Source organism: Bradyrhizobium sp. SZCCT0231, assembly GCF_018130245.1.
Classification (GTDB): Bacteria; Pseudomonadota; Alphaproteobacteria; order Rhizobiales; family Xanthobacteraceae; genus Bradyrhizobium; species Bradyrhizobium japonicum_F.
Genome location: NZ_JAFCKP010000003.1, coordinates 38,738 through 62,932 on the forward strand (window position 1 = coordinate 38,738; position 24,195 = coordinate 62,932).

Genomic DNA, 24,195 nt, shown 5'->3' on the forward strand with positions numbered 1-24,195 from the left:
TCTACTGATCCGGGCCGAACCTGAACTTGCCGTCGCCCTCCAGGTAAGGGCCGGTGCGCATGTAGAGCTGGCCATTGTGGCCGATGAAGAACAGCGTTCCCTTGGGCACCTTCTTGGCGCCCTTCAAGAGCTCGCCGGCGTTGCTGGTGCCCATCTTGTAGGAATAGGTCTTGCCGTCCTTGTCATAGGCGTAGCCCGTGTCGGGCTTCAGCTCCCAAGGCGTCGCCGGAGCTTGCGCCAATGCGGGTGCTGCGAATGCCGCGAGCGCGGCTGCGATTGCAAATGTCTTCGTTGAAAATGCCATGTTTCCATCCTCCCCATCCTCGGCGTGCCCCGGCTTGAACAAATCACGAACGGTATTTTCCGGTCAATTTGCGAAAGCGCCGCAGCGCATCACGTCTTACCCAGCAGCTTGTGATTTTCCCTTCGTCCCCTCGCGACTATGTTCCGCTTTCCGTCTAGAACGCAATTCGACAAAAATATTGGTGGGGATGATTCGAATGAACCATGTCGTTAAAGCCTGCTCGGCTGCCGCGCTGCTGCTCACGGCGCTGGCGCCGGCAGCCTGGGCCGATGATTACCAGCTCAGCCACAACCAGCGCATTTCGTGCAGCCGCGGCCTTGCCCCGGGCAAGCTGAACACGGCGACCTGCAAGTCCTACACCTACCTCTTCAACACCAAGACCTCGGAATATTTCCGCTGCCAGGTCTCCCTGGCGCTGACCCGCGACAACAAGGAAGTCATCAACGTCCAGACCGACGGCGGCTGCACCAAGAAGCCGCGCATTTTCGAGACCGACGGCAAATACGATTTCGACGCCACCGAGACCGAGCCGCCGAACACCAACTCGTTCTTCGGTCCCGGCGGCTATTCGGTCTGGGCCGCCGACGTCGGCGCGCAGAAGGTGCGCGGCTGCATCATCATCTCCTCCGGCCTCGGCTCCGACATCTCCAAATGCCTGGACATGACGTTCCAGTAGGACTTGCCGGTGACGGCGAGGTGCGCTCCACCGCCTGACTGCGCCACCTCGCCGCACCCACAGGTTCCCGAAAAATCCAGCCGGATCGGCCCTTTGCCGCAGTCCTGTTTTGCCTTTTGGATGGGTTGACCCGCACCCATCATTCCGGCCAATTTCGCCGCCGGTTTGGGGAGTACAACAACCATGAAACGGACGATTTTCGGTGTGGCCGCGGCTCTTGCTCTGGCGGCGTCGGCACCTTGCGCGCATGCGCAATCCTTCATCAACGTGCTGACCGGCGGCACCTCGGGCGTCTACTATCCGCTCGGGGTCGCAATCGGAAAGATCTACGGCGACAAGATTCCGAACGTGAAGACGCAGGTGCAGGCCACCAAGGCGTCGGTCGAGAACCTGATCCTGCTGCAGCAGGGCCGCGGCGAGCTGGCGTTCACGCTGGGCGACTCGCTGAAAGCGGCCTGGGACGGCGAGGAGGAGGCGGGCTTCAAGACCAAGCTCGACAAGCTCAGGACCATCGGCGCGATCTATCCGAACTATATCCAGATCGTCGCGACCGCCGACAGCGGCATCAAGACGCTGGCGGACCTCAAGGGCAAGAGCCTGTCGGTCGGCGCGCCGAAGTCGGGCACCGAGCTGAATTCCCGCGCGATCCTCAGCGCAGCCGGCATGAGCTACAAGGATCTCGGCAAGGTCGAATATCTGCCGTTCGCCGAATCCGTCGATCTCATGAAGAACCGGCAGCTCAACGCCACGCTGCAATCGGCCGGGCTCGGCGTCGCCTCGCTGAAAGACCTGTCGACCTCGAGCCCGATCACGGTGGTGTCGGTGCCCAAGGAAACGGTCGACAAGATCGGCCCGCCCTTCGTCTCCGCGATCATTCCGGCCAACACCTATACCGGCCAGGACAAGGACGTGCCGACTGCGGCCGTGATTAATTATCTCGTCACGAGCTCCGCCGTATCGGACGATCTCGCCTATCAGATGACCAAGCTGGTCTACGAGTCGCTGCCGGAGCTCGTCAACGCACACGCGGCGGGCAAGGAGATCAAGCTCGAGACGGCCGCCACTGGCAGCCCGGTTCCGCTGCACCCCGGCGCGATCCGCTACTACAAGGAAAAGGGGCTGATCAAGTAAGGTCGGCTCTCGCGGCAGGGCGTCATGGCCGGGCTTGTCCCGGCCATCCACGTTCTATGGGCAGGCGAGAAGACCGTGGATGCCCGGGCCTTCGCCTCGCCGAAGCGGCTTCGGCCGCGCAGGCGGGACAAGCCCGGGCATGACGGCGCGGATCGACCGTGCCAGTGATATAAGCGCTCGACGATTGGGATGGGTTGAAATGCTGGAAAAGGCTGAGGGCACTCAAGAGCCCATCAAGGTCGAGTTCGACAATTTCGAGCATGGCTTCCCCGAAGGCTTCGGTCCGGGCTGGTGGGGCCAGCTCGCCTACTGGATCGGCATCGCGTTCGCGACCTTCCAGCTCTACGTCGCCGCCTTCAACTATCTGCCGAGCCAGGTGGTGCGCGGCGTCCATGTCGGCTTCCTCGTTCTGCTCACCTTCGGCCTGATCGCCAACTTCACCGCGAAGAGCAATTTCGGCCGCGCGCTCGGCTGGGTGATCGGCGGCGCCGGCTTCTTCTGCGGCCTCTACCAGTGGATCTTCTATGCCGACCTGATCGCGCGCGACGGCGATCCGACCCGGCTCGACCTCGTGGTCGGCACGCTGCTCGCAGTGCTGATCTTCGAGGGCACGCGGCGCCTGATGGGCGCGGCGCTGCCGCTGATGTGCGGCGCGAGCCTGCTCTACTGGTTCTTCGGGCAGTACCTGCCGTCGCCGCTCAACCATCGGGGCTATGATTTCGACCAGATCGTCACGCATCTGTCGTTCGGCACCGAAGGGTTTTACGGCGTGCCGATCTACGTCTCGGCGACCTACATCTTTCTGTTCATCCTGTTCGGCTCGTTCCTGGAGCGCGCCGGCATGATCCAGCTGTTCACCGATGTTTCTCTTGGGCTGTTTGGCAGGACCCGCGGCGGACCGGCCAAGGTCGCGGTGTTCGCCTCGGGCATGATGGGCACCATCTCCGGCTCGGGCGTCGCCAACGTCGTCACCGTCGGCCAGTTCACGATTCCCCTGATGATCAAGTTCGGCTACCGCCGCGCGTTTGCGGCTGGCGTCGAGGCCACGGCCTCGATGGGCGGCCAGATCATGCCGCCGGTGATGGGCGCGGTCGCCTTCATCATGGCGGAGACGCTCGGCGTGCAATATTCGGAGATCGTCAAGGCGGCCGCGATTCCCGCGATCCTCTATTTCGCCTCCGCCTTCTGGATGGTGCATCTGGAAGCCGGCAAGCACGGCCTCGTCGGCATGAAGCGCTCGGAGATCCCGAGCGCCTGGAAGGCGCTGGTGACGCGCTGGTATCTCGTGCTGCCGCTCGCCGCCCTGGTCTACATGCTGTTCGAAGGCTTCACGCCGCTCTATGCCGGCAGCATGGGCCTTGCGCTGACCGTGGCGCTGATCCTGGGGACCAGCATCACAGCAGGCGTCTCCGCGACAGCGATCCGCTACATCTTCTGGATCGGGCTCGCGCTGGTCGTCGCCGCGCTCTCGCGTGAGGGCCTTCAGATCGTGCCGGTCGCGTGCGTCGTGGTCGGGCTGATCGTGATCACCGCTTTCGTACGCGGCGGTTTCGCCGCCTTGCGCGCCTGCCGCGATGCGCTGGCCGAGAGCGCGAAATCCGCCATCACCGTCGGCATGGCCTGCGCCATCGTCGGCGTCATCATCGGCATGATGTCGCAGACCGGCGTCGGCACCATCTTCGGCGGTTGGGTGATCGGGCTCGGCGAGAAGAGCCTGTTCCTGGCGCTGGTCATGACCATGCTGCTGTCGATCCTGCTCGGCACCGGTATTCCGACCATCCCGACCTACATCATCACTGCCGCGCTCGCCGCGCCGGCCCTCGCCAAGCTCGGCGTGCCGCTGATCGCGAGCCACATGTTCGCGTTCTACTACGGCATCATGGCCGACCTCTCGCCGCCGGTGGCGCTCGCCGCGCTTGCGGCGGCGCCGATCGCCAAGGAGAACCCGGACAAGATCGGCTGGGAGGCGATGCGCATCGCGCTCGCCGGCTACGTCATCCCCTTCATCTTCGTCTATTCGCCGGCGTTGATGCTGCAGGCCGGCGATCCCATGGCGGCCAAGCTCGGCTTCTACGGCGCAGTGGCGTTGGCCGCCACCAAGGCGCTGGTGGCGATCGCGCTGTTCGGCATGGTCGCGATCGGCTTCCTGTTCACGCGGCTGACGCTGATCGAGCGCCTGGCCGCGCTCGGCGCCGCGTTCTGCCTGCTCGGCGACTTCCCGCTCAGCGACACCGCCGGGTTTGTGCTCGCTGCGGCGCTCGTGCTGTGGCAATGGCGGCAGCGTCCGCCGGCAGCGGTCGAGGCGGCGTGAGCCTCTGCTTCGCAACAGCGGTCGGCGTGAAGGCGCTGGCGCTGTCCGCGTTCACGCTTGCATGGACGCATTCGATTGCGAAGGTCGAGTGGCAGGAGGACTGGCGCGTCACGCCTGCCGGGCTCGAGCTGGTGCAGGCACGCGTCAAGGGCACCGGCCCCGGCATGGAGCCGCCGCCCGAGGCGCGGCTGGTCGACGGCTGGTTTCAATGGCGGCCGAACCGCGCGCCGATGCAGGAGGTGGTGCTCGGCAATTCCGGTGCGGCGGGAGAGTGGCGGCTGTGCCACGACGGGAAGTGCCGGGCGATGTCGGAGATTGTCGGGCACCCGATCGGTGCTAACGTCACTACGATGAAAATTTGCAGCGATCCGTAGCCCGGATTGCGCTGCGCTCCATCCGGGCTACAAGAAGAATAACAACAAGGGAAACACATGATGGATCGGCTCAAGGGCAAGGTTGCGATGGTGGTGGGGGCCGGCTCGATCGGACCGGGCTGGGGCAACGGCAAGGCGACCGCGGTGACGTTCGCGCGCGAGGGCGCGCAGGTGTTTTGCGTCGACCGCAACGGCGCCGCGGCCGAGGAGACCGCGAAGATCATCACCGGCGAAGGCGGCAAGGCGACCGCGTTCACGGCCGACGTCTCGCGGCCTGCCGAGATCGAGGCGATGGTGGCGGCGTGCCTGAAGGCCTATGGCCGCATCGACGTGCTCGACAACAATGTCGGCATCGCCGAGATGGGCAGCGTGGTCGAGGTGAGCGAGGAGAGCTGGGACCGCGTCTTCAGCGTCAACCTCAAGAGCGCCTATTTCGCCATGAAGCACGTCATTCCCGTGATGGTGAAGCAAGGCGGCGGTTCGATCATCAACATCTCGTCGATCGCCTCGATCCGCCATATGGGCATCTCCTACGTCACCTACGGCACCTCGAAGGCGGCGATGAACCAGATGACGCGCACCACGGCGATCGAGTTTGCGCGCCATCATGTGCGCGTGAACGCGATCCTGCCCGGCCTGATGAAGACGCCGATGGTCGAGCACTCCGCCGGCCTTGCCGCCAGCTACGCCAAGGGCGACGTCGAGGCGATGTGGCGCGCACGCGACGCACAAGTGCCGATGGGCCACATGGGCGATGCCTTCGACGTCGCCAACGCAGCGCTGTTCCTGGCCTCGGACGAGTCGAAATATGTGACGGGCATCGAGCTCGTGGTGGACGGCGGGATCACCTGCAAGGCGGGGGCGTAATTCCAATCTCGACCGTCGTCCCGGATCGGCGCTCCGCTCCAGTCAACGCTGCGCGTTTTCTGGAGCTGCGCTTGTCCGGGACGACAGCGGTGATTACTGCGCCAGCGCCAGGATCCCGCCGGCAAACGCATGCCATGCGGCCGTTTCGCTGACCGGCCAGTTCAGCACCTTCACCGCCAAAAGCGCGAGCGTGCCGGTGATGTAGACCGGATGCACGCGCCCTTCGGTGCGCCAGTCGCGCACCATGGCGACGACGAGCAGAAGGGCGGCGACGACAGCCGGCGCAATCGTCACGGGCACCGGCGGCGGACCGGGCGGTCCGGGAGGTGCGAGGAAGGTCAGGAACCAGCGCGCGATCGCGGCATCGAGGATCGAGACCGCCGCCAGCAGCATCAGGCGCTTGTGAATCTCGGGCCTGCGCGTGTTCATGATCGCCAGCACGAACACCACGGCGAAGAACGCGATTCCGCTCATCGGCACGATCGAGAAGCCGATGCCGGCGTCCTTCTGCCCGAGCGCGGCGGAATGTTGCATCACGTGCACGGAGGCGAGGAAGCCGAAGATCGTCATCGCCGTCGCGAGCGATACGCCGGCGATGCCGAGCGAACGGTGATTGACCACGCGGCCCGAGGCCGCGAGCCAGGTCTGGAGCACGAAATAAAGCGACCAGGTGAAGAACAAAAGTCCGTGAAAGTGAATCACGGGACTTGCGGAGAAGGTCCGCTGGGCGAGCGGCACCCAATAGGTCGGTGCGAAGCCGAGAAAGGCGGTGGCCGCGCAGGCCAGGGCCATGTGGAAATAAAAATATCGTGCAGGCGACGCATCACGCGCGCGAACACGACGGTCGTCGATCAGGGTCGTCATCAGCAGTGAGTCTGGAAAGGTGGCGTTTGGTTCAAACTCGCTGTCGTCCACCCTCCGGTGTCGTCCCGGACAAGCGCAAGCGCAGATCCGGGACCCATAACCCCGGGATTGTGTGTGTCGCTCGCTGGCAACTCCGAGTCTTCGCCAAACACAATTTCGTGGCTATGGGTCCCGGATCTGCGCGCGCTTTGGGCGCGCTTGTCCGGGACGACAGCGGAGCTTGTAGCTGCCGCGAGCCTCATCCCCCCGCGCTCAGCTCGGCGCGATCGAGCTCCTCTTCGAGCCGGTGAAAAGCATCGTCGCCGATCACCTCGGTGGCGCGGAGATCGAAGATCGATTTGCGCGCCGCTTCGATGGCGCGGCGGCGCAGGGGATCGGCGGGCAATTCGCCGTTGGCAATGCCGCCGTTCGGATCGGTCTCGGTCTGCATCAGGATGGCGCGATATTCGAGCCGCAGGATCTCCGCCTCCTCCGACGGATCGCTCTCGATCGCATCGAGCGCGGCGCGATAGGCGACCGCGCGCCCGCGGGCGACCTCGATGCCAACGGGATCATCGTCCTTGAGGTCGAAGGCGAGGATCAGCGGCCGCAGCGTCAGGCCCTGGATCACCAGCGATCCCAGCACCACCGCAAAGGCGATGAAGACGATGAAGTCGCGATAGGGAAAATTCTCCGGCAGGGCAAAGGCGGTGGCGAGCGTGACAAGGCCGCGCATGCCGCACCAGGAGATGATGAGGCCGCCCTTGGGCGAGGCGACGGCCCTGGGATCCTTCGGATGATAGATCCCCTGCGCCACCAGCACACGCAAGGTCGTGCGATAGAACGTCACCCAGCCGAGGCGCACCAGGATTACCGTGAGCAGGATCCAGACGGCAGCCACGCAATATTCCCAGCGCACGTCGGCATCGAGCCGCGTCCAGATCGGCCGCATCTGCATGCCGATCAGCATGAAGGCGAGCACGTTGAGCACGAACACCATCGTCTCCCAGACCGCATAGGACGGCACTCGCAGCCGTGCCGGCATCCGCGCCGGCGCGGTGCGCGCGAGGGCAATGGCGTAGATCACGATGGTGAGGATGCCGGACAGGCCGAGATGCTCGGCACCGATCCAGATCATGAAGGTGGTGGCGAACTGAACGATGATCGCGCTCGGGGCTTCCGTCACGCGCTCCATGATGGGCGAGATGAGGCGGGCTGCGAGCAGTCCGGCGATGACGCTGCCGACCAGGGCCAGCGCCATGGTCGGCGCGACCTGGCTCCAGGTCAGATGCTCGGTGGCAACCGCGCCGACGGCGATGCGATAGATCAGAAGCGCGCTGGCGTCGTTGAGCAGGCTCTCGCCCTCCAGCACCTTGACCATGCGGTGGGGCAGCTTGACCTGACTCAGGATCGCGACCGCGGCGGCCGCATCCGGCGGCGCCACGATGGCGCCGAGTGCAACCGCGGCGGCCCATGGCATGTCGGGCATCAACCGATGCGCGACATAGGCGACGCCCGCCGTGGTCAGGCCGACCGCGGCGACGACCAGGGTGGAGACCGGAACCCAGTTGTTGCGCAGATCGCGCAGCGAGGTGTCGAAGGCGGCATCGAGCAGGACCGGTGCGACAAAAAGCGCCAAGGCCAGGTCCGGCTCCAGCGTCCAGGACGGGCTCGACGGCACGAAGGCGATCAGCGCGCCGCCGATGGCGAGAAAGGTCGGGTAGGGGACCTTGATCCGCCGCGCCAGCGCCGATAAGGCAACAGCGCCGAGCAGCAGCGCGATGATCCATTCGAATGTCGACACGATGATTCCCGAAGCCGGTTTGAGCCGCGCCACAAGCTAGCACCAATCTGGCCGCATGATGGATAGTACGGCCCCAACGCAAGACCTCAAGACAAGATCTCCAACTGCAACGAGCATGCGTTTTCTCATTCACCTGTTCGGCTCCGGGCTGCTCTACGCACTCTCGCTGGCCCCGGCCGATGCTGCGACCGGCGGCGAGCCGTCGGCCGTGACGCAGGTCGATGTCGCGCCCTGCCTCGCGGCGGCCGCGGCTGATGACATGGACCAGGCAGCCACTGCCTGCGCCGCCGTGATCGACAATGAGAAGACGGCGAAGGGTGACCTGATCAAGGCACTCATCGCGCGCGGCGCGCTCTATGCGCGGCACGACCAGGTCGACCGTGCCATCGCCGACGACAGCCGTGCTTTGTTGCTCGACCCGGGCCTTGCGGATATTTTCAATGCGCGCGGCGAGCTATGGCTGAAGAAGGGCGACAAGCCCAAGGCGGTGCAGGATTTCGGTGCGGCGCTCAGGATCGATCCGGACCACGCGAAGGCCAAGGCCAATCACAAGGCGATGGCGCGCGAGATCGAGCGGATCGGCGCGCAGATGGCGGTCGCCGGCAAGCCCAGCTTCAATTGCGCGCGAGCGCGTCGCGCGGTGGAAAGGGCGATCTGCGGCAATCGCGAGCTCGCCGATCTCGATCGTGAGGTTTTTGCCTCCAATGCCCGTGCGATCCGGGAGGCGCGCAATGCGGCTGAAGTGAAGGCGCTCCAGCGCGAGCAGGACGAGTTCATTGCGCGCCGCAATGCCGATTTCGGCCGGCCGGGCTACGACCTGAAGAAGGCGATGCAGGAGCGCCTGCGGCGGCTGAATGGGGTGGATGGGTATTGAGTCCTTCGCCTCTCCCCGCAAGCGGGGCGAGGGAGTGCAGGCACCGCCCACCCCTGACGACAGGCCCGGTTTGAACCCATCCCTTGCCAGCTGCGACAACGGTGAGAACCCGACGTCACGGAGCCCTATGTCATGTGCGGCACTCAAGCCTCCGCGCAAGCGCCTTCGCCTGCCAAGATCTCGCTTCGCGCCTTCTTCCTTGGCGCGGCAATGAGTCTTGTTCTCGCGGCCCCAGCCTCGGCGAGCACCGAATGCGTGCTGGGCAGCAAGGCTGACCCGGCCGAGTTGATCCCGGCATGCAGCGCCATCATCGACCAGACCGCAAATCCGACCTCCGATCGCAGCGCGGCCCTCGTCGTCCGCGCCGAAGCCAATGCGCGAACCCTCGGAGGCCAGTCACAGGCGCTGCGGGATCTGGACCGCGCCATCGCGCTCGACGGCAAGAATGCAAAGGCCTGGCGCGTGCGCGGCGACCTGTTGCGCGAGGCCGGCGGCGACCTCAATCGCGCCGCGGCGGATCTGACCAAGGCGATCGAGCTCGATCCGCAGGATGCCGAAGCTTACGAGCTGCGCGGCGTCGTCTACACCAATCAGCGCCGGCTCGACCGCGCGCTCGCCGATTACGACCAGGCGATCAAGCTGAAGCCGGACGATGCGCAAGCCTGGTCCGACCGCGGCGTGGCCTATTATCTCGGCGGCGACAACGAGAAGGCGATCAGGAATTTCGACGAGGCGCTGCGGCTCGATCCCAACCGCGCGCGCACCTATACCAATCGCGGTGCGGCCTATAAGAAGCTGGGCCAGCTCGACAAGGCGGTCGCCGATGACGGCGAGGCGATCAGGCTCGATCCGAAGGCGCCGGAATATTACGACAACCGCGGCCTGACCTATGCGGCGATGGGCGAGTACGACAAGGCGATTGCCGATTACGACCAGGCGATCCGGCGGGAGCAGCGCGCCAACTTCCTGACCAACCGCGGCGATTCCTACCAGTTCAAGGGCGAGCTCGGGGCAGCGCTGAGCGACTACGAGGCTGCGCTGAAGCTCGATCCGAATTTCGCAAAAACCTACAACAACCGCGCGGTGCTCTACAAGAAGATGGGGGAGCGGAAGAAGGCGCTGGCCGATTATGAGACGGCGCTCAAGCTGGATCCCGGCAACGAGAATGCGGCGAACGGCCGCCGCAGCATGATCGCCGAGATCGCCAGGTTCGGTGCGGCGTCCCCGGGCCCGATGCATGCGCGCTCGGCCGACGATAGCGGTCCGTCCTTCGATTGCACCACCGCCAAGCGCGAGGTCGAGAAGGTGATCTGCGCCGATCCGCAGCTCGGCGTGCTCGACCGCCAGATCGCCGAGGCTTACGAGCGTGTGCTGAAATCCGCGAGCAGGCGCTCCGCAGACAGCCTGCGTAAGTCCCAGCGCGATTTCCTCGCCACGCGCGATGCGAGTTTCCGTCGCCCCGGCCATGATTTGAAGAAAGTCATGCAGGAGCGGTTACAGCGATTGAACGCGATGGAGAGCTAGGCGTTCTTCGCCTCTCCCCGCATGCAGGGAGAGGCCGGAATTTGCGATTAGCAAATTCCGGGTGAGGGGGGCTCTCCGCGAACTCATCTCTCACCGTATTCGCCGATGCAGCCCCTCACCCCAGCCCTCTCAGCGCGAGCGGAGCTCGTCGCGGCCCCGTAAGAACGGGGCGAGGGAGCGCACCGCCGATGCGGCTCCTTCAAAAGGCCCATCCTTTTCAGCTTGAACCGCGGCCCGTTCCCGCGAAAATAGGCCCACAACAAGGCCGGCAATTGATCCTGGTCATGGCGGGGCGCCTGTCCTGCCACAAGGGTCGGGGCCAGGCGAATAAAGGCACGGGAGCGCGGGAATGAACGTCCAAGGAAACGTCCAAGGGAACGTCCAGGGAAACGTCGACGGCAAAAGTCGTTATCATGAGGTCCATGCGCGCTCGCTGGCCGATCCCGAAGGCTTCTGGGCCGAGGCGGCGAAGGAGATCGACTGGATCGAGCCTGCGACGAAGATCTTCGATCCTTCGCAAGGACCCTACGGCCGCTGGTTTGCCGGCGGCGTCGTCAACACCTGCTACAACGCGCTCGACCGCCACGTCGAGGGCGGCCGCGCTGACCAGGTCGCGCTGATCCATGATTCGCCGTTGACCAATTCGGTCACCAAGCTCACCTATGCCGAACTGCTGAACGAGGTCCAGGCGCTCGCCGCCGTCATGCAGGACTTCGGTGTCGGCAAGGGCGATCGTGTCCTTCTCTACATGCCGATGGTGCCGGAGGCGGTGGTCGCGATGCTCGCCTGCGCGCGGCTCGGTGCGGTGCACTCGGTGGTGTTCGGCGGCTTTGCCGCGAAGGAGCTCGCCACCCGCATCGACGATGCGCAACCGAAGCTGATCCTCTCCGCGAGCTGCGGCATCGAGCCCGGCCGCATCGTGCAATACAAGCCGCTGCTCGACGAGGCGATCAGGCTTGCCGGCAGCAAGCCGAAGGCCTGCATCGTGCTGCAGCGTCCGCAGCTCACCTGTGAGATGACGCCGAGCCGCGACTACGACTGGGCGAGCCTGCGCCGCAAGGCGCTGAACGACGGCAAGAAGGCGGCTTGCGTGCCTGTCGCCGCCACCGATCCGCTCTACATCCTCTATACCTCCGGCACCACCGGCGTGCCGAAGGGCGTCGTGCGCGACAATGGCGGCCATCTGGTTGCGATAAAATGGTCGATGTTCAACCTCTACGGCGTCAAGCCGGGCGAGGTCTGGTGGTGCGGCTCCGACATCGGCTGGGTGGTCGGCCACAGCTACATCGTCTACGGGCCGCTGCTTCATGGCGCGACCTCGATCATGTACGAGGGCAAGCCGGTCGGCACGCCCGATGCCGGCGCGTTCTGGCGCGTGATCTCCGAGCACAAGGCGGTGGCCTTCTTCACCGCGCCGACCGCGTTCCGCGCGATCCGGAAAGAGGATCCCGAAGGAAAGTTCATCCGGCAGTACGATCTCTCCAAGTTCCGCACGCTGTTCCTCGCCGGCGAGCGTGCCGATCCACCGACGGTGGAATGGGCGGAGCAGCAGCTGAAGGTGCCGGTGATCGACCATTGGTGGCAGACCGAGACCGGCTGGTGCATCGCCGGCAATCCGGTCGGCCTCGGCATGCTGCCGGTGAAGCACGGCTCGCCGACGGTGCCGATGCCGGGCTACCAGGTCGATGTCGTCGATGAAGCGGCAAAGCCGGTCGCAGCCAACACCATGGGCTCGATCGTCATCAAGCTGCCGATGCCGCCGGGCTGCCTGCCGACGCTCTGGAATCAGGACGAGCGCTTTAAAGAAGGCTACCTCACCGAATTCCCCGGCTACTACAAGACCTCCGATGCCGGCTACAAGGATGAGGACGGCTATGTCTGGGTGATGGGCCGCACCGACGACATCATCAATGTCGCCGGCCATCGCCTGTCGACCGGCGGCATGGAGGAGATTTTGGCCTCGCATCCGGATGTCGCCGAATGCGCCGTGCTCGGCGTCAAGGATGCGATCAAGGGCGAGGTGCCCTGCGGCTTCCTGGTGCTCAAGGCCGGCGTGAAGCGCCCGCCCGCCGAGATCGAGAAGGAGATCGTCGCACTGGTCCGCGACAAGCTCGGCCCGGTCGCCGCCTTCAAGCTCGCCATCACCGTCGGCCGCCTGCCCAAGACGCGCTCCGGAAAGATCCTGCGCGGCACCATCAAGAAGATCGCCGATGGCGAATCCTGGACCATGCCGGCGACGATCGAGGATCCCAAGGCGCTCGACGAGATCGGGGAGGCGCTGAAGGGACGGGTGTGAGGTTTGCGCTTCGGTCGCCGGGCCAGTGAGGCGCGACGGCGCATCCCAACCTCCGCTGTCATCACCCGCGAAGGCGGGTGATCCAGTACTTCGCGCGGCAATTGTGTGACCCAATGTCCGCCGCGGCGTACTGGATTCCCCGCCTTCGCGGGGAATGACAGCGAGCGGGGAACGGCGCCCGAGGACTTACATTCTCCGCATTCCGCGCTAAACAGGGCCGGCCGATAGGGGACCTCGTATGCCACTCGCCGCCGCGCCACGCCTGCTGATCGCTTTAGCTCTCGCCATCGCTCTCTCCGCCTGCTCGGCGCGCTACCAGACGCCGGTGGCGGTGGGCGGCGACGATGACGACGCGGTCTGCCAGAGCCGCGGCTATGCGCAGGGCTCGCCGGAATATGTGGCCTGCCGCAAGGACCGCGACGTCCAGCGCAACGCCGCCACCGCCCGGGCCGACCGCCGCCAGCGAGACCTCGGCGAGTACATGCTGAACCATCCCGAGCGGCCGTGATGAGAGGTGCGGCACTATGTTGCCGCGCCACGTAGCTCGCATTCGCGCTTTCCGTGACACATCTGCAACGCCACGGCCAAATCGTGTCGCGTTTGTCCTGATTTGATCGGCATCAAATCCTTCACCATCCCCTTTCTGCTCTGACGCTGATGTTGCGCAACGACGCGCGAGAGATGGCTGAAGGGGATTGAAATGCAGAGAACGACAAGAAATCTGGCGCGGCTCGCCACGATTGGCGCGATGCTCGTGGGCACTCTTGCATCAGTGCAGGCTGCTGATCTGCCGGTCTACAAGAAGGCGCCGCCGCCGGTGGAGGCGTTCAATCCGTGGATGGTGCGCCTGCGGGTGCTCGGCGTGTTGCCGGATGCAGGCGGGAGCACCGTCAACGTCGCGGGCGTGCCTTCGCTGTCGTCACCGAATTCCGGCCTCTCGATCAGCGACCAGGTCGTCCCCGAGCTCGACATCAGCTATTTCTTCACCAGGAACATCGCGGCCGAGCTGATCCTCGGCGTGACCAGGCACTCGATCAGCGGCACCGGCTCGCTCGCGAACCTGCCGATCGGCAAGACCACGCTGCTGCCGCCGACGCTGACGCTGCAATATCACTTCGACAATTTCGGCGCGTTCAAGCCCTATATCGGCGCGGGCGTGAACTACACCGTGTTCTTCAACAACTCCGCCGCCAACGCGCCGGCCGCCATCGTCGGACCGCCCGCGATCGTCGCCACCACCACGAACCTGCACGTCAGCAACGCCTGGGGCGGCGCCGTCCAGTTCGGCTTCGACTACATGATCGACCGGCACTGGGGTCTCAACGTCGACGTCAAGAAGCTCTGGCTGCGTCCTGACTACAGCGCGACCGTGTCCGGCCTGCCGGTCACCGGCACCGCGCATATCGATCCGTGGCTGGTCGGCGCAGGTGTGACGTACAAGTTCTGAGGGACGCCAAAAGAGGGCATTGGCGCCGCGACAAATTCCGTGGTCGTCCCGAACGCGGGGACGACCACCGAGGGTGGAGGTACACAAACCAAAAGCGCGGCAGGTTTCCCTGCCGCGCTTTTTGCGTTTGCACCGAACGAAGAAAGAGAGAGGAACTACTCCTCCTCGTCTTCGTGCTTCTTGCCGCCGAGCGTCTTCAGCTTGGCGAACACGGCGTCGACGTTGAGATCGTCGCTGGACTTCTCCGCGGGCTCGTACTCGTCCTTGCGGGTGGTCTCGGAGGCCGGCAGCAGGGTCGCGCCGCCATAGGTTGCGTCGATCGGCTTTTCCTTGGCGGCGCGCTGCACCTCGAAATCGAGTTCGATCTGCGAGCAGAGGCCGAGGGTGACGGGGTCGATCGGGGTGAGCTGGGACGTGTTCCAGTGGGTGCGGTCGCGCACGCTGGCAATGGTGCTCTTGGTGGTGCCGACCAGCCGCATGATCTGGGCGTCCTTGAGTTCCGGATGGCTGCGCAGCAGCCAGAGGATGGCGCTCGGACGCTCGTGGCGGCGCGACACCGGGGTGTAACGCGGTCCCTTGCGCTTGGGCTGGGGCGGCAGCACCACCTTGCTCTCCTGAAGGCGGAGCCGGTAGTCCGGGTTCTTCTCGCCCTTCTCGATCTCCTCGCGGGTCAGCTGGCCGTTGGAGAGGGGATCCATGCCCTTGATGCCCTGGGCCGCGTCGCCGTCGGCGATGGCGCGCACCTCGAGGGGATGCATCTTGGTGAAATCGGCGACCTGGTCGAAGGTCAGCGCGGTGTTGTCGAGCAGCCAGACGGCGGTCGCCTTGGGCATCAGAGGTGCGTTGCTCATGGCAAATCTCCTTTGTGCTTCGCCCACCCCTCTGGAGGCGAAACCGGTGGTCATCAGCGATGACAGGGAATTCGCGCTATATAAGCCCGGAGGGGCTGGCCATGCAATGGTTCTGCTATAGATAGTGCCTTGACACCGCCCGAAAGGGGGCCCAATTCCCTTTGAACCGCTGTAAGGTTCAAGCCGACAGTTTTAAGCCCTATTCCATCCATCGACCGCCCCCGCCAGAAGGCGAAACGGGTGATTCGGTCCCGAGATTGCTCAATGTCAGCCAAACCAGACCTCAAGATCGTGCTTTGTTCTCCCCGCGGCTTTTGTGCCGGGGTGGTCCGGGCGATCGACACCGTGGAACGGGCGCTCGATAAGTACGGCGCCCCCGTCTATGTTCGCCATGAGATTGTGCACAACAAGTACGTCGTCGACGGGTTGAAGAAGAAGGGCGCGATCTTCGTCGAGGAACTGGCTGAAATCCCGGAGAATACCACCGCCCCGGTGGTGTTCTCGGCCCACGGCGTGCCGAAATCGGTTCCGGCCGACGCCCAGTCCCGCAATCTGTTTTCGCTGGATGCGACCTGCCCGCTGGTGACCAAGGTGCATCGCGAGGCTGCGATCCACTTCAAGCGCGGCCGCGAGATCTTCCTGATCGGCCACTCCCACCATCCCGAGGTGGTCGGCACGCTCGGCCAGCTTCCGCCCGGCGCCGTGACCCTGATCGAGACCGCCGAGGACGCCAAGACCATCACGCCGAAGGACCCCAACAACCTCGCCTTCGTGACCCAGACCACGCTGTCGATCGACGACACCGCGGAGATCGTCGCGCTGCTCAAGGAGCGCTTCCCGAACATCAACGGCCCGCACAAGGAAGACATCTGCTACGCCACCACCAACCGCCAGCTTGCGGTGAAGAAGGTGGCACCGGTGGTGGACGCGCTCATCGTTGTCGGTGCTCCCAATTCGTCGAACTCGCAGCGCCTGCGCGAGGTCGCCGAGCGCGAGGGCTGCAAGATCGCGGTGCTGGCGCAGCGCGCCACCGACATCGACTGGGGCAAGTTCGGCAACATCGCCAGCCTCGGCATCACCGCGGGCGCCTCCGCGCCGGAAGTGATCGTCGAGGAGATCATGGACGCCTTTGCCGAGCGCTACACGCTGCACGTGGAGACGGTCTCGGCCGCGGAGGAGAACGAGTTCTTCCCGCTGCCACGTCAGGTGCGCCCCGAAGCCGCCGCCGAGTAGACCTCTATGGCGGTCTATACCGACGTCGCCGCCGACGAGCTTGCGGATTTCCTGAAACAATATGATCTCGGCGAATTGCTCTCCTACAAGGGCATCGCCGAGGGTGTCGAGAATTCCAACTTCCTGCTGCACACCAGCAAGGGCTCGTTCATTCTCACGCTCTATGAGAAGCGCGTGGCGAAGAACGATCTGCCGTTCTTCCTCGCGCTGATGACGCATCTCGCCGAGCACGGCGTCAATTGCCCGCTGCCGGTGAGGGGACGAGACGGCGAAGCTTTGCGCGAGCTGTCGGGCCGCCCCGCCGCGATCATCACCTTTCTCGAAGGCGTCTGGCCGCGCAAGCCGAACGCGACCCATTGCGCCGGCGTCGGCGAGGGGCTGGCCCGGATGCATCTGGCCGGCGCCAATTTCGCGATTCAGCGCGCCAATGCGCTGTCGGTCGCGGGCTGGCGTCCGCTGTTCGACGCGGCGTCAAGCCGTGCCGACGAGGTGCAGCCCGGCCTGCGTGCGTTTCTCGCCGCCGAGCTCGATTATCTCTCCAGCGGGATCTGGCCGACCAACTTGCCAGAGGGCGTGATCCACGCCGACCTCTTCAACGACAACGTCTTCTTCCTCGGCGACAAGCTCTCAGGGATCATCGACTTCACCTTCGCCTGCAACGACATGCTGGCCTATGACGTCGCGATCTGCCTCAACGCCTGGTGCTTCGAGCCGGATCACTCCTTCAACGTCACCAAGGCGCGCGCCTTCCTCAACGCCTATGGCCGCGTGCGCAAGCTCACAGAGGCGGAAGAGGCGGCGCTGCCGCTCTTGGCGCGCGGCGCTGCGATCCGCTTCCTGCTGACGCGGCTGGTCGACTGGCTCAACGTGCCGCCCGGCGCGCTGGTCAAGCCGAAGGATCCCTTGGAATATTTCCGCAAGCTGCGCTTCCACCAGAGCGTGACGAGTGTGCGCGACTATGGGCTGATGCCGTCGGGGCTGGTGGCGTGAGCGAGCTTCCCAATGTCACGATCTATACCGACGGCGCCTGCTCGGGAAATCCAGGGCCGGGCGGCTGGGGCGCGATCCTGAAGTTCGGCGACAAGGAGAAGGAGCTGAACGGCGGCGAGCGCCACACCACCAACAACCAGATGGAGCTGATGGCGGCGATCTCCGCGCTCGAGGCGCTGAAGAGGCCGTGCACGGTCGATCTCTACACCGACAGCCAGTATGTCCGGCAGGGCATCACCGGCTGGATCTTCGGCTGGAAACGCAACGGCTGGCGCACCGCCGACAAGAAGCCGGTGAAGAATGTCGAGCTATGGCAGCGCCTCGACGCCGCACTGAAGCAGCACGAGGTCCGCTGGCACTGGGTCAAGGGCCACGCCGGCCACCCCGAGAACGAGCGCGCCGATCAGCTCGCGCGGGATGGGATCGCGAAGGCAAGGCTGCAGCAGCGGGTGCGGGACTAGGGAGGGCGAGCGCTCCCTCCGCCGTCATGGCCGGGCTTGACCCGGCCGTCCACGTCTTTCCGCACATGACCCAAGAACGTGGATGCCCGGGACAAGCCCGGGCATGACGTCATCCTTGGAAGGAGCTGGGCCTAAAGCTTACAGCTGCCCCAGCAGCGTATCGCCGCCGGAGACCTCGACCTTGCCGGGCATGGCCTCGAGGTTCAGCTTCTTGACCACGCCGTCCTCGACCAGCATCGAATAGCGCTTGGAGCGGATACCGAGGCCGTTGGCAGAGGCGTCCAGCTCCATGCCGATCGCCTTGGTGAAGTCGGCATTGCCGTCGGCGAGGAAGATCGCCTCGTCGCGCTGGTCGGTGTCGCGCTTCCAGGCGTTCATGACGAAGGCGTCGTTGACGGAGACGATGGCGATGGTGTCGACGCCCTTGTCCTTCATGGCGTAGGCGTTGAGGAAGATGCTCGGCAGATGCATCTTGTGGCAGGTGCCGGTATAGGCGCCAGGCACCGCGAACAGGGCCACCTTCTTGCCTTTGAAGATATCGTCGGTGGTCTTCACCTGCGGGCCGTCCGCCGTCATCACGCGGAATTTCGCCTCGGGCAGCTTGTCGCCAGTCTGGATCGCCATCGTCGTTTCTCCATGGAAAGGGCCGGGGGCTGTTCTAGAGCATTTTACCGCCGGAGGGAAACGGCTTCACCGCGCTGTGATGAGGTCACTGCGCTCGCAATGACGACGGGGCGCGCAAGCGCTCCCCATCGGGTCGACGGTGGTTAGGCGCAGCCTTACGCTGCTTCCGCCTTCTTCTCGTCGCGAAGCTGCCGGCGCAGGATCTTGCCGACATTGGTCTTCGGCAGGTCGGTGCGGAATTCGATGTGCTTGGGCACCTTGTAGCCGGTCAGCTGCTCGTGACAGAACTCGATCACGGCCTCGGCGGTGAGGTTCGGGTCTTTCCTCACGACGAAGGCCTTCACCGCCTCGCCGGACTTTGAATCGGGGATGCCGATCACGGCACATTCCAGCACGCCCGGATGGCTCGCAATCACTTCCTCGACCTCGTTGGGATAGACGTTGAAGCCGGACACCAGGATCATGTCCTTCTTGCGGTCGACGATCTTGGTGTAGCCCTTCTCGTCCATCACGCCGATGTCGCCGGTGCGGAAATATCCGTCGGCGGTCATCACCTTGGCGGTCTCTTCCGGCTTGTTCCAGTATCCGGACATGATCTGCGGGCCCTTGGCGCAGATCTCGCCGGGCTGGCCGAGCGGGACTTCGTTGCCGTCGTCGTCGCGGATCGAGATCCAGGTCGACGGCACGGGGATGCCGATCGTGCCCGTGAACTCCGTTGCCGTCGCCGGATTGCAGGTCAGAGTCGGCGAGGTCTCCGACAGGCCGTAACCTTCGGCAATGAAGCAGCCGGTGATCGCCTTCCACTGATCGGCCACGGGGCGCTGCACCGCCATGCCGCCGCCGTTGGAGATCTTCAGCTTGGAGAAGTCGAGCTTCTTGAAATCGGGATGGTGCATCAACCCGTTGTAGAGCGTGTTCACGGCCGGGAAGCTGTTGACCTGGTATTTCGCCAGTTCCTTGATGAAGCCGGGTATGTCGCGCGGGTTCGGGATCAGGAGATTGCAGCCGCCGGCGCGCACCGCCAGCAGGTAGCAGGCCGTCAGCGCGAAGATGTGATAGAGCGGCAGCGCGCAGACGATCATGAGCTGGTCGACATGCGGCGGCGCGGCGAGCGCCGGCTGGAGCCAGGCGTCGTTCTGCAGGACGTTGGCGACGATGTTGCGATGGAGCAGCGTGGCGCCCTTGGAGAGGCCGGTGGTGCCGCCGGTATATTGCAGGAAGGCGACGTCGCCGGGCGACAGCTTCGGCTTGTTGAAGGCCATGCCGCGGCCGGACGACAGCGCGTCGTTGAAGGCCACCGCGCCCGGCAGCGACCAGGCCGGCACCATCTTCTTCACGCGGCGGACGACGAGATTGACGATCACGCCCTTGAAGCCGAGCAGGTCGCCCATGCTGGCGACGATGACGTGCTTCACCTGCGTCTTGGCGATCACCTGCTCGACGGTATGGGCAAAGTTCTCCAGCACGATGATGGCTTCGGCGCCGGAATCCTTGAGCTGGTGCTCGAGCTCGCGCGGGGTGTAAAGCGGGTTGACGTTCACGACCGCGTATCCGGCGCGCAGCACGGCGGCGGTCGCGACCGGATATTGCAGCACGTTCGGCATCATGATCGCGACGCGAGCGCCGCGCTGCAGCCCGCGGCCCTGCAAATAGGCGGCGAGGGCGACCGACATCTGGTCGAGGTCGCGATAGCTGATCGACTTGTCCATGCAGATGAACGCCTTGCGGTCGGCGAACTTGGTAAAGCTCTCCTCCAGCAGGTCGACCAGCGATGCGTATTGCGTCGGCTCGATATCGGCGGGCACGCCGGGCGGATATTGCTTGAGCCAGATGCGCTCCATGGAGAACTCCCCTCAATTTACCAGAGCCCGTTGTGTCTCGGGCTTGCCTCATTGCCGCCAGTATCCAGCTTGCCGGAACGGGTGGCAAGTCGTCGTGGCTTAGGGCAAAGGCCGGGGCGTAGCTACTGGAATCGTCGCAAACCACGCTGCCGCAGGTGCGAAGCGCGGGCTGCGGCTTATTTCCGAGGGGCGTTAACTGTTGTTCGCCGGCTTGGCGGCGGCGGGCTTGGTCGCGGCCTTGGGCTTGGCAGGCTTTGCCGCCTGATCGCCGCCTGCCGCAGGCTTCTCGGCAGGTTTGGCCGCATCGGGCTTGGCCGCAGCATGCTTGGCTCCGGCCGGCTTGGCAGCGGCCGGTTTGACCGCGGTCTTACCATCGCTCTTGCCGTCAGCCTGCTTGGCGTCCGGCTTCGCCGCCGCCGTCTTGGCGTCCTTGGGCTTGTCCGTCGGCTTGTCAGCCGCGTCGGGCTTCTTGGCGACGCGCGACTTCTTGCCACGCGGCTTTGACGCGGCCTGCTGGTCGGCGTCGGCGGCAACCGCCGCGATCAGGGCGGTGCCGGTGCGGGTCGGGCCGGTATAGACCAGCACGGGCTCCGTTGGCGTCGGGGCCGAGGCCATCAGCTCGGAAGCCTTCATCAGGGGCGGCTGCAGGCCCGCCGTGAAGAAGGTGACCTGGGCCTCGCCGCCGGTGGCGGAGGCCGATCCGGTCGCGCCGCCATTGGCCGCAATCAGTGCATCGTCGTCGTCGGTGGCCGGCCGCTTGCGGTGCGGGCCGCACATCTCGTCGCGCAGGTTCGGCGGGGTGGCGTCGACCGGCACGAGATTGTCGACGGTGCCGAGCGAGGGGCGCAGCCAGGTGAGATTGTCCTGAGCGAAGCCGCGCTCGAGCAGCTGCGCCGCCTTCACCGCGCGCGCGGTGCCGGAATTGGCACCCAGCACCACCGCGATCAGCCGGCGGCCGTTGCGCGTGGCCGAAGCGACGAGGTTGTAGCCGGAGGCGCAGATGAAGCCGGTCTTGAACCCGTCGGCGCCGGGATAGCGGCCGATCAGCTTGTTGAAATTGCCGGTGGTGCGCTTGCCGAAGCGGATCGCCGGGATGTGCACGAAGTATTCGTATTCCGGCAGGTCGCGCAGGAACGAGCGCGCCAAAATGCCGAGGTCGCGCGCTGACGTGATCTGGCCGTCGGCGGGCAGGCCGTTCGGATTGACGTAGCTCGTCTGCGTCATGCCGAGCTTCCTCGCGGTGTCGTTCATGATCGCGGAGAAGCCGTCGATCGAGCCGCCGACGCCTTCGGCGAGCACCACGGCCATGTCGTTCGCCGACTTGACCATCATCATCTTCAGCGCGTTGTCGACCGTGACCTGCGTTCCCGGGCGGAATCCCATCTTCGAGGGCGACTGCGAGGCCGCGGTCGGCGATACCGTGAGCAGCGTGTCGAGCGTCAGCCTGCCGTCCTTGACCGCCTTCAGCGTGACATAGGCGGTCATGATCTTGGTGACGGAGGCCGGGTACCAGGGGATGGTCGCGTTATCCGACTGGAGCACCTTGCCGCTGTCGGCCTCGATCAGCAGCAGCGCTTCGGCGCTCGCCGCGCGCGGCGCGAGCAATGCGCCACATGCGAGCGTCGCAGCGAACAGGTTGAACAGGGATTTGCGAAGCAGCGGGCGAAGGGCGTGCACTATCCGATTCCGGTCCTGGGAGATCCGCCTGATACGGTCGGCTCTCGTGATCTGAGTTTCGGGTTCTGAAATCCGGCGCCGCCGCTTGCGGCGTCGCAAACCTATACCGGCTGGTGCGTCGAGAACAGGGGCTCCGGGCGGGTATTCCGCAACGAAGTAGGCCGAATTTCGACGATCCTCTCGGGACTTGCTAGGGGGATTTGGCAGCTGTCGCGGCAGCCTCGGCGGCCGTCACGCTGGCCCGTGCGTTCTCCTGCACCATGAACTGGGCCTTGGCCATCTCGGCAAAATGGCCGCCTTTGGCCACGAGTTCATCGAAAGTTCCGGTTTCGATCACCCGTCCATTCTCGAACACCAGGATCCGCGTGGCGTTGCGGATGGTGGAGAGGCGATGGGCGATCACGAAGGTGGTGCGGCCCTTCATCACTTCGTCGAGAGCGGCGTTCACCTTGACCTCGGTGACGGCGTCGAGCGCGCTGGTCGCTTCGTCCAGGATCAGGATCGGCGGGTCCTTCAGCAGCGCGCGGGCGATCGACAGCCGCTGCCGTTCGCCACCGGACAGCATGCGGCCGCGCTCGCCGGCATTGGTCGCGAAGCCGCCGCTGCGCTCGATGAAGTCGAGCGCCTGGGCGCGCTCGGCCGCCTTGCGCATCTCGGCCTCGGTCGCGTCCGGCTTGCCGACGCGCAGGTTCTCCTCGATCGAGCGGTTGAACAGCAGCGCTTCCTGGAACACCACGCCGATGTTTCGCCGCAGCGAGGTCAGCGTGACGCCGCGCACGTCCATGCCGTCGATCTTGATGACGCCGGATTGTGGATCGAAGGCGCGATGCAAGAGCGCAATCGCGGTCGACTTGCCGGCGCCGGTCGGGCCGACCAGCGCAATGGTCTGGCCGGGCAGCGCGGTGAAGGTGAGGTCCTCGATCGCCGGCCGCTTGCCGTCATAGGAGAACGTGACGTCGTTGAACTCGACGAGGCCCGACAGCCTGCCGGCATCGATTGCGTCGGGCCGGTCGTGGACCGCGGGCACGGCGTCGAGCACATTGAAGAACTCGCGTAGGCGCGGGGCTTCCATGAACACGTTGTTGATGAAGCTCACGACCTGCTCGAGCTTCTGGATCAAAAGCGTCGCGAAGCTCACGAACATCACGATCTCGCCGACCGAGGTGAGCCCCTGGTCGTGCAGCGCGATGCCGAAGGTGAAGATCGCGAGCACCGTGATGGTGGTGGAGGCGCGCGTGATGACGGTGACCAGCGCCCACCAGGACAGCACCGGCATCTGCGCGGCCAGCAGCTCGTCGGCGACGGAGCGCAGTCCCTTCACCTCGGATTCGACGCGCACGAAGCTCTGCACCAGCGCGACGTTGCCGAGCGCGTCCGAAGCGCGCGCGGAGAGCTCGCTGTAATGCTCCTCGACCTCCATCTGCATGCCGAAGGTCTTGCGCACCACGAAGGTCGTCAGCGCCGTGAAGACGATGCAGAGCACGAACAGCAGGATCGCCAGCCGCCAGTTCAGGTAGAGCGACAGCGGCAGCAGCACCACGACCGAGAGAATCGCGGCAAAATGCTCGCGGAAGAAGCCGAGCCACAGCCGCCACAGCGCATCGGTGCCGTTGAGCATCACCTTCATCAGCCGGCCCGAATGGGTGCCGGAGTGGAAGGTCAACGGCAGTTGCAGGATGTGCTCGAAATAGTCGGTCAGCACCGCCTGGCGCTGGCGGTGCGAGAGCCGGTCGGCCTGCAAGGCCACGAGCGCGCTGCACGCGATGGTGAAGAGCCCGAACGCGACCCAGGCGGCCAGGAACGGCCAGGCCGAGTTCGACCCGGCCACCGTCTTGCCCGAGAGCACGTCGACGATACGGCCGAACAGCACGGGCTCGGCGAATTGCGAGCCCGCCAGCAGGAGATTGGCGACCGCGAGCAGCCAGCCGAGCCGCGCCTCCTTGCCGAGCAGCTCGAGAACGCGGGAGTAGAGACGGAGCATGGACATGCGGACTGGCAACTCGGGCAGCTAATGGGGCCGGTATTGTAAGCCGGGATTGCCTGCGAGATACAGCGGAAGCTACTGGT

At 65.1% G+C, this 24,195-nt stretch carries 21 protein-coding genes; 13 read left to right on the forward strand and 8 right to left on the reverse strand.

Going from position 1 to position 24,195, the window contains the following annotated elements; all coding sequences use genetic code 11:
- Position 1: 1 nt before the first annotated feature.
- Positions 2 to 304, reverse strand: a complete 303-nt coding sequence (locus JQ566_RS10590; RefSeq protein WP_212372186.1) for a hypothetical protein — start codon at positions 302 to 304, stop codon at positions 2 to 4.
- Positions 305 to 500: 196 nt separating this feature from the next.
- Between JQ566_RS10590 and JQ566_RS10595 the strand changes: the two genes are divergently transcribed.
- The 5 genes from JQ566_RS10595 (at position 501) to JQ566_RS10615 (ending at position 5,663) form a co-directional block, all read left to right on the forward strand.
- Positions 501 to 980, forward strand: a complete 480-nt coding sequence (locus JQ566_RS10595) for a hypothetical protein (protein ID WP_212372187.1) — start codon at positions 501 to 503, stop codon at positions 978 to 980.
- A 183-nt stretch (positions 981 to 1,163) separates the two neighbouring features.
- Complete coding sequence (locus JQ566_RS10600) at positions 1,164 to 2,111, forward strand: TAXI family TRAP transporter solute-binding subunit (RefSeq protein ID WP_212372188.1); 948 nt, start codon at positions 1,164 to 1,166, stop codon at positions 2,109 to 2,111.
- 199 nt (positions 2,112 to 2,310) lie between these two features.
- Positions 2,311 to 4,422: a TRAP transporter permease gene (locus JQ566_RS10605; protein ID WP_212372189.1), complete on the forward strand. Its 2,112-nt coding sequence runs from the start codon at positions 2,311 to 2,313 to the stop codon at positions 4,420 to 4,422.
- The gene (locus tag JQ566_RS10610; protein ID WP_212372190.1) at positions 4,383 to 4,796 is read left to right on the forward strand and encodes a DUF1850 domain-containing protein; all 414 of its coding nucleotides are present in this window, start codon (positions 4,383 to 4,385) and stop codon (positions 4,794 to 4,796) included. The genes JQ566_RS10605 and JQ566_RS10610 overlap by 40 nt, the downstream gene beginning before the upstream one ends.
- 60 nt (positions 4,797 to 4,856) lie before the next feature.
- On the forward strand, positions 4,857 to 5,663 hold the full coding sequence (locus JQ566_RS10615; RefSeq protein ID WP_212372628.1) for an SDR family NAD(P)-dependent oxidoreductase: 807 nt from the start codon (positions 4,857 to 4,859) through the stop codon (positions 5,661 to 5,663).
- Positions 5,664 to 5,756: 93 nt separating this feature from the next.
- Here JQ566_RS10615 and JQ566_RS10620 read toward each other — a convergent pair whose 3' ends face one another.
- Both JQ566_RS10620 and JQ566_RS10625 read right to left on the reverse strand, forming a co-directional pair.
- On the reverse strand, positions 5,757 to 6,527 hold the full coding sequence (locus tag JQ566_RS10620) for a hypothetical protein (protein ID WP_212372191.1): 771 nt from the start codon (positions 6,525 to 6,527) through the stop codon (positions 5,757 to 5,759).
- 238 nt (positions 6,528 to 6,765) lie between these two features.
- The gene (locus JQ566_RS10625) at positions 6,766 to 8,343 is read right to left on the reverse strand and encodes a cation:proton antiporter (RefSeq protein WP_212372192.1); all 1,578 of its coding nucleotides are present in this window, start codon (positions 8,341 to 8,343) and stop codon (positions 6,766 to 6,768) included.
- 82 nt (positions 8,344 to 8,425) lie between these two features.
- Here JQ566_RS10625 and JQ566_RS10630 point away from each other — a divergent pair, with 82 nt between their 5' ends.
- The 5 genes from JQ566_RS10630 (at position 8,426) to JQ566_RS10650 (ending at position 14,451) form a co-directional block, all read left to right on the forward strand.
- Positions 8,426 to 9,184: a tetratricopeptide repeat protein gene (locus JQ566_RS10630; RefSeq protein ID WP_212372193.1), complete on the forward strand. Its 759-nt coding sequence runs from the start codon at positions 8,426 to 8,428 to the stop codon at positions 9,182 to 9,184.
- Positions 9,185 to 9,316: 132 nt separating this feature from the next.
- Positions 9,317 to 10,708 (forward strand): tetratricopeptide repeat protein, encoded by a 1,392-nt coding sequence (locus tag JQ566_RS10635; protein ID WP_212372194.1) that lies wholly within the window; start codon positions 9,317 to 9,319, stop codon positions 10,706 to 10,708.
- A gap of 349 nt (positions 10,709 to 11,057) precedes the next feature.
- Positions 11,058 to 13,004, forward strand: coding sequence for a propionyl-CoA synthetase (locus JQ566_RS10640; RefSeq protein ID WP_212372195.1), 1,947 nt, complete (start codon positions 11,058 to 11,060; stop codon positions 13,002 to 13,004).
- 238 nt (positions 13,005 to 13,242) lie between these two features.
- Complete coding sequence (locus JQ566_RS10645) at positions 13,243 to 13,512, forward strand: hypothetical protein (RefSeq protein ID WP_212372196.1); 270 nt, start codon at positions 13,243 to 13,245, stop codon at positions 13,510 to 13,512.
- A gap of 192 nt (positions 13,513 to 13,704) precedes the next feature.
- Positions 13,705 to 14,451 carry an OmpW/AlkL family protein gene (locus tag JQ566_RS10650; RefSeq protein WP_212372197.1) on the forward strand — a complete coding sequence of 249 codons (747 nt, stop codon included), beginning with the start codon at positions 13,705 to 13,707 and terminating at the stop codon, positions 14,449 to 14,451.
- A 155-nt stretch (positions 14,452 to 14,606) separates the two neighbouring features.
- Here the strand turns inward: JQ566_RS10650 and JQ566_RS10655 are convergent, their stop codons facing one another.
- Complete coding sequence (locus JQ566_RS10655) at positions 14,607 to 15,302, reverse strand: DUF1013 domain-containing protein (protein WP_197966587.1); 696 nt, start codon at positions 15,300 to 15,302, stop codon at positions 14,607 to 14,609.
- A gap of 264 nt (positions 15,303 to 15,566) precedes the next feature.
- On the opposite strand from JQ566_RS10655, the gene ispH reads away from it, so the two are divergent.
- Genes ispH through rnhA form a run of 3 tightly spaced genes read left to right on the forward strand, consistent with a single transcriptional unit; the run spans position 15,567 to position 17,986 of the window.
- Positions 15,567 to 16,535 carry a 4-hydroxy-3-methylbut-2-enyl diphosphate reductase gene (gene ispH, locus JQ566_RS10660; RefSeq protein ID WP_212372198.1) on the forward strand — a complete coding sequence of 323 codons (969 nt, stop codon included), beginning with the start codon at positions 15,567 to 15,569 and terminating at the stop codon, positions 16,533 to 16,535.
- A gap of 6 nt (positions 16,536 to 16,541) precedes the next feature.
- Positions 16,542 to 17,525 (forward strand): homoserine kinase, encoded by a 984-nt coding sequence (locus tag JQ566_RS10665; protein ID WP_212372199.1) that lies wholly within the window; start codon positions 16,542 to 16,544, stop codon positions 17,523 to 17,525.
- The gene (gene rnhA, locus JQ566_RS10670; RefSeq protein ID WP_212372200.1) at positions 17,522 to 17,986 is read left to right on the forward strand and encodes a ribonuclease HI; all 465 of its coding nucleotides are present in this window, start codon (positions 17,522 to 17,524) and stop codon (positions 17,984 to 17,986) included. Before JQ566_RS10665 ends, rnhA begins: the two co-directional genes overlap by 4 nt.
- 138 nt (positions 17,987 to 18,124) lie before the next feature.
- Here the strand turns inward: rnhA and JQ566_RS10675 are convergent, their stop codons facing one another.
- The 4 genes from JQ566_RS10675 to JQ566_RS10690 all read right to left on the reverse strand — a co-directional run bounded on the left by JQ566_RS10675 (position 18,125) and on the right by JQ566_RS10690 (position 24,115).
- Positions 18,125 to 18,610, reverse strand: coding sequence for a peroxiredoxin (locus JQ566_RS10675; RefSeq protein WP_212372201.1), 486 nt, complete (start codon positions 18,608 to 18,610; stop codon positions 18,125 to 18,127).
- Positions 18,611 to 18,765: 155 nt separating this feature from the next.
- Positions 18,766 to 20,451: a long-chain fatty acid--CoA ligase gene (locus JQ566_RS10680; RefSeq protein ID WP_212372202.1), complete on the reverse strand. Its 1,686-nt coding sequence runs from the start codon at positions 20,449 to 20,451 to the stop codon at positions 18,766 to 18,768.
- Positions 20,452 to 20,643: 192 nt separating this feature from the next.
- Entirely contained in the window at positions 20,644 to 22,128 is a 1,485-nt protein-coding gene (locus JQ566_RS10685) for a D-alanyl-D-alanine carboxypeptidase family protein (RefSeq protein ID WP_212372203.1), read from the reverse strand.
- A gap of 190 nt (positions 22,129 to 22,318) precedes the next feature.
- A complete protein-coding gene (locus JQ566_RS10690; RefSeq protein WP_212372204.1) occupies positions 22,319 to 24,115 on the reverse strand; it encodes a glucan ABC transporter ATP-binding protein/ permease in 1,797 nt (598 codons plus the stop codon).
- Positions 24,116 to 24,195: the final 80 nt, after the last annotated feature.

Excerpts from the sequence above, each read along its gene's own strand:
- JQ566_RS10675 (WP_212372201.1), bottom strand. The coding sequence starts at position 18,610 with ATGGCGATCCAGACTGGCGACAAGCTGCCCGAGGCGAAATTCCGCGTG.
- JQ566_RS10650 (WP_212372197.1), top strand. The coding sequence starts at position 13,705 with ATGCAGAGAACGACAAGAAATCTGGCGCGGCTCGCCACGATTGGCGCG.
- JQ566_RS10605 (WP_212372189.1), top strand. The coding sequence starts at position 2,311 with ATGCTGGAAAAGGCTGAGGGCACTCAAGAGCCCATCAAGGTCGAGTTC.
- ispH (WP_212372198.1), top strand. The coding sequence starts at position 15,567 with ATGTCAGCCAAACCAGACCTCAAGATCGTGCTTTGTTCTCCCCGCGGC.
- JQ566_RS10655 (WP_197966587.1), bottom strand. The coding sequence starts at position 15,302 with ATGAGCAACGCACCTCTGATGCCCAAGGCGACCGCCGTCTGGCTGCTC.
- JQ566_RS10690 (WP_212372204.1), bottom strand. The coding sequence starts at position 24,115 with ATGTCCATGCTCCGTCTCTACTCCCGCGTTCTCGAGCTGCTCGGCAAG.
- JQ566_RS10665 (WP_212372199.1), top strand. The coding sequence starts at position 16,542 with ATGGCGGTCTATACCGACGTCGCCGCCGACGAGCTTGCGGATTTCCTG.
- JQ566_RS10640 (WP_212372195.1), top strand. The coding sequence starts at position 11,058 with ATGAACGTCCAAGGAAACGTCCAAGGGAACGTCCAGGGAAACGTCGAC.
- JQ566_RS10635 (WP_212372194.1), top strand. The coding sequence starts at position 9,317 with ATGTGCGGCACTCAAGCCTCCGCGCAAGCGCCTTCGCCTGCCAAGATC.
- JQ566_RS10645 (WP_212372196.1), top strand. The coding sequence starts at position 13,243 with ATGCCACTCGCCGCCGCGCCACGCCTGCTGATCGCTTTAGCTCTCGCC.
- JQ566_RS10630 (WP_212372193.1), top strand. The coding sequence starts at position 8,426 with ATGCGTTTTCTCATTCACCTGTTCGGCTCCGGGCTGCTCTACGCACTC.
- JQ566_RS10600 (WP_212372188.1), top strand. The coding sequence starts at position 1,164 with ATGAAACGGACGATTTTCGGTGTGGCCGCGGCTCTTGCTCTGGCGGCG.
- JQ566_RS10610 (WP_212372190.1), top strand. The coding sequence starts at position 4,383 with ATGGCGGCAGCGTCCGCCGGCAGCGGTCGAGGCGGCGTGAGCCTCTGC.
- JQ566_RS10680 (WP_212372202.1), bottom strand. The coding sequence starts at position 20,451 with ATGGAGCGCATCTGGCTCAAGCAATATCCGCCCGGCGTGCCCGCCGAT.
- JQ566_RS10620 (WP_212372191.1), bottom strand. The coding sequence starts at position 6,527 with ATGACGACCCTGATCGACGACCGTCGTGTTCGCGCGCGTGATGCGTCG.
- JQ566_RS10590 (WP_212372186.1), bottom strand. The coding sequence starts at position 304 with ATGGCATTTTCAACGAAGACATTTGCAATCGCAGCCGCGCTCGCGGCA.
- JQ566_RS10595 (WP_212372187.1), top strand. The coding sequence starts at position 501 with ATGAACCATGTCGTTAAAGCCTGCTCGGCTGCCGCGCTGCTGCTCACG.
- JQ566_RS10615 (WP_212372628.1), top strand. The coding sequence starts at position 4,857 with ATGGATCGGCTCAAGGGCAAGGTTGCGATGGTGGTGGGGGCCGGCTCG.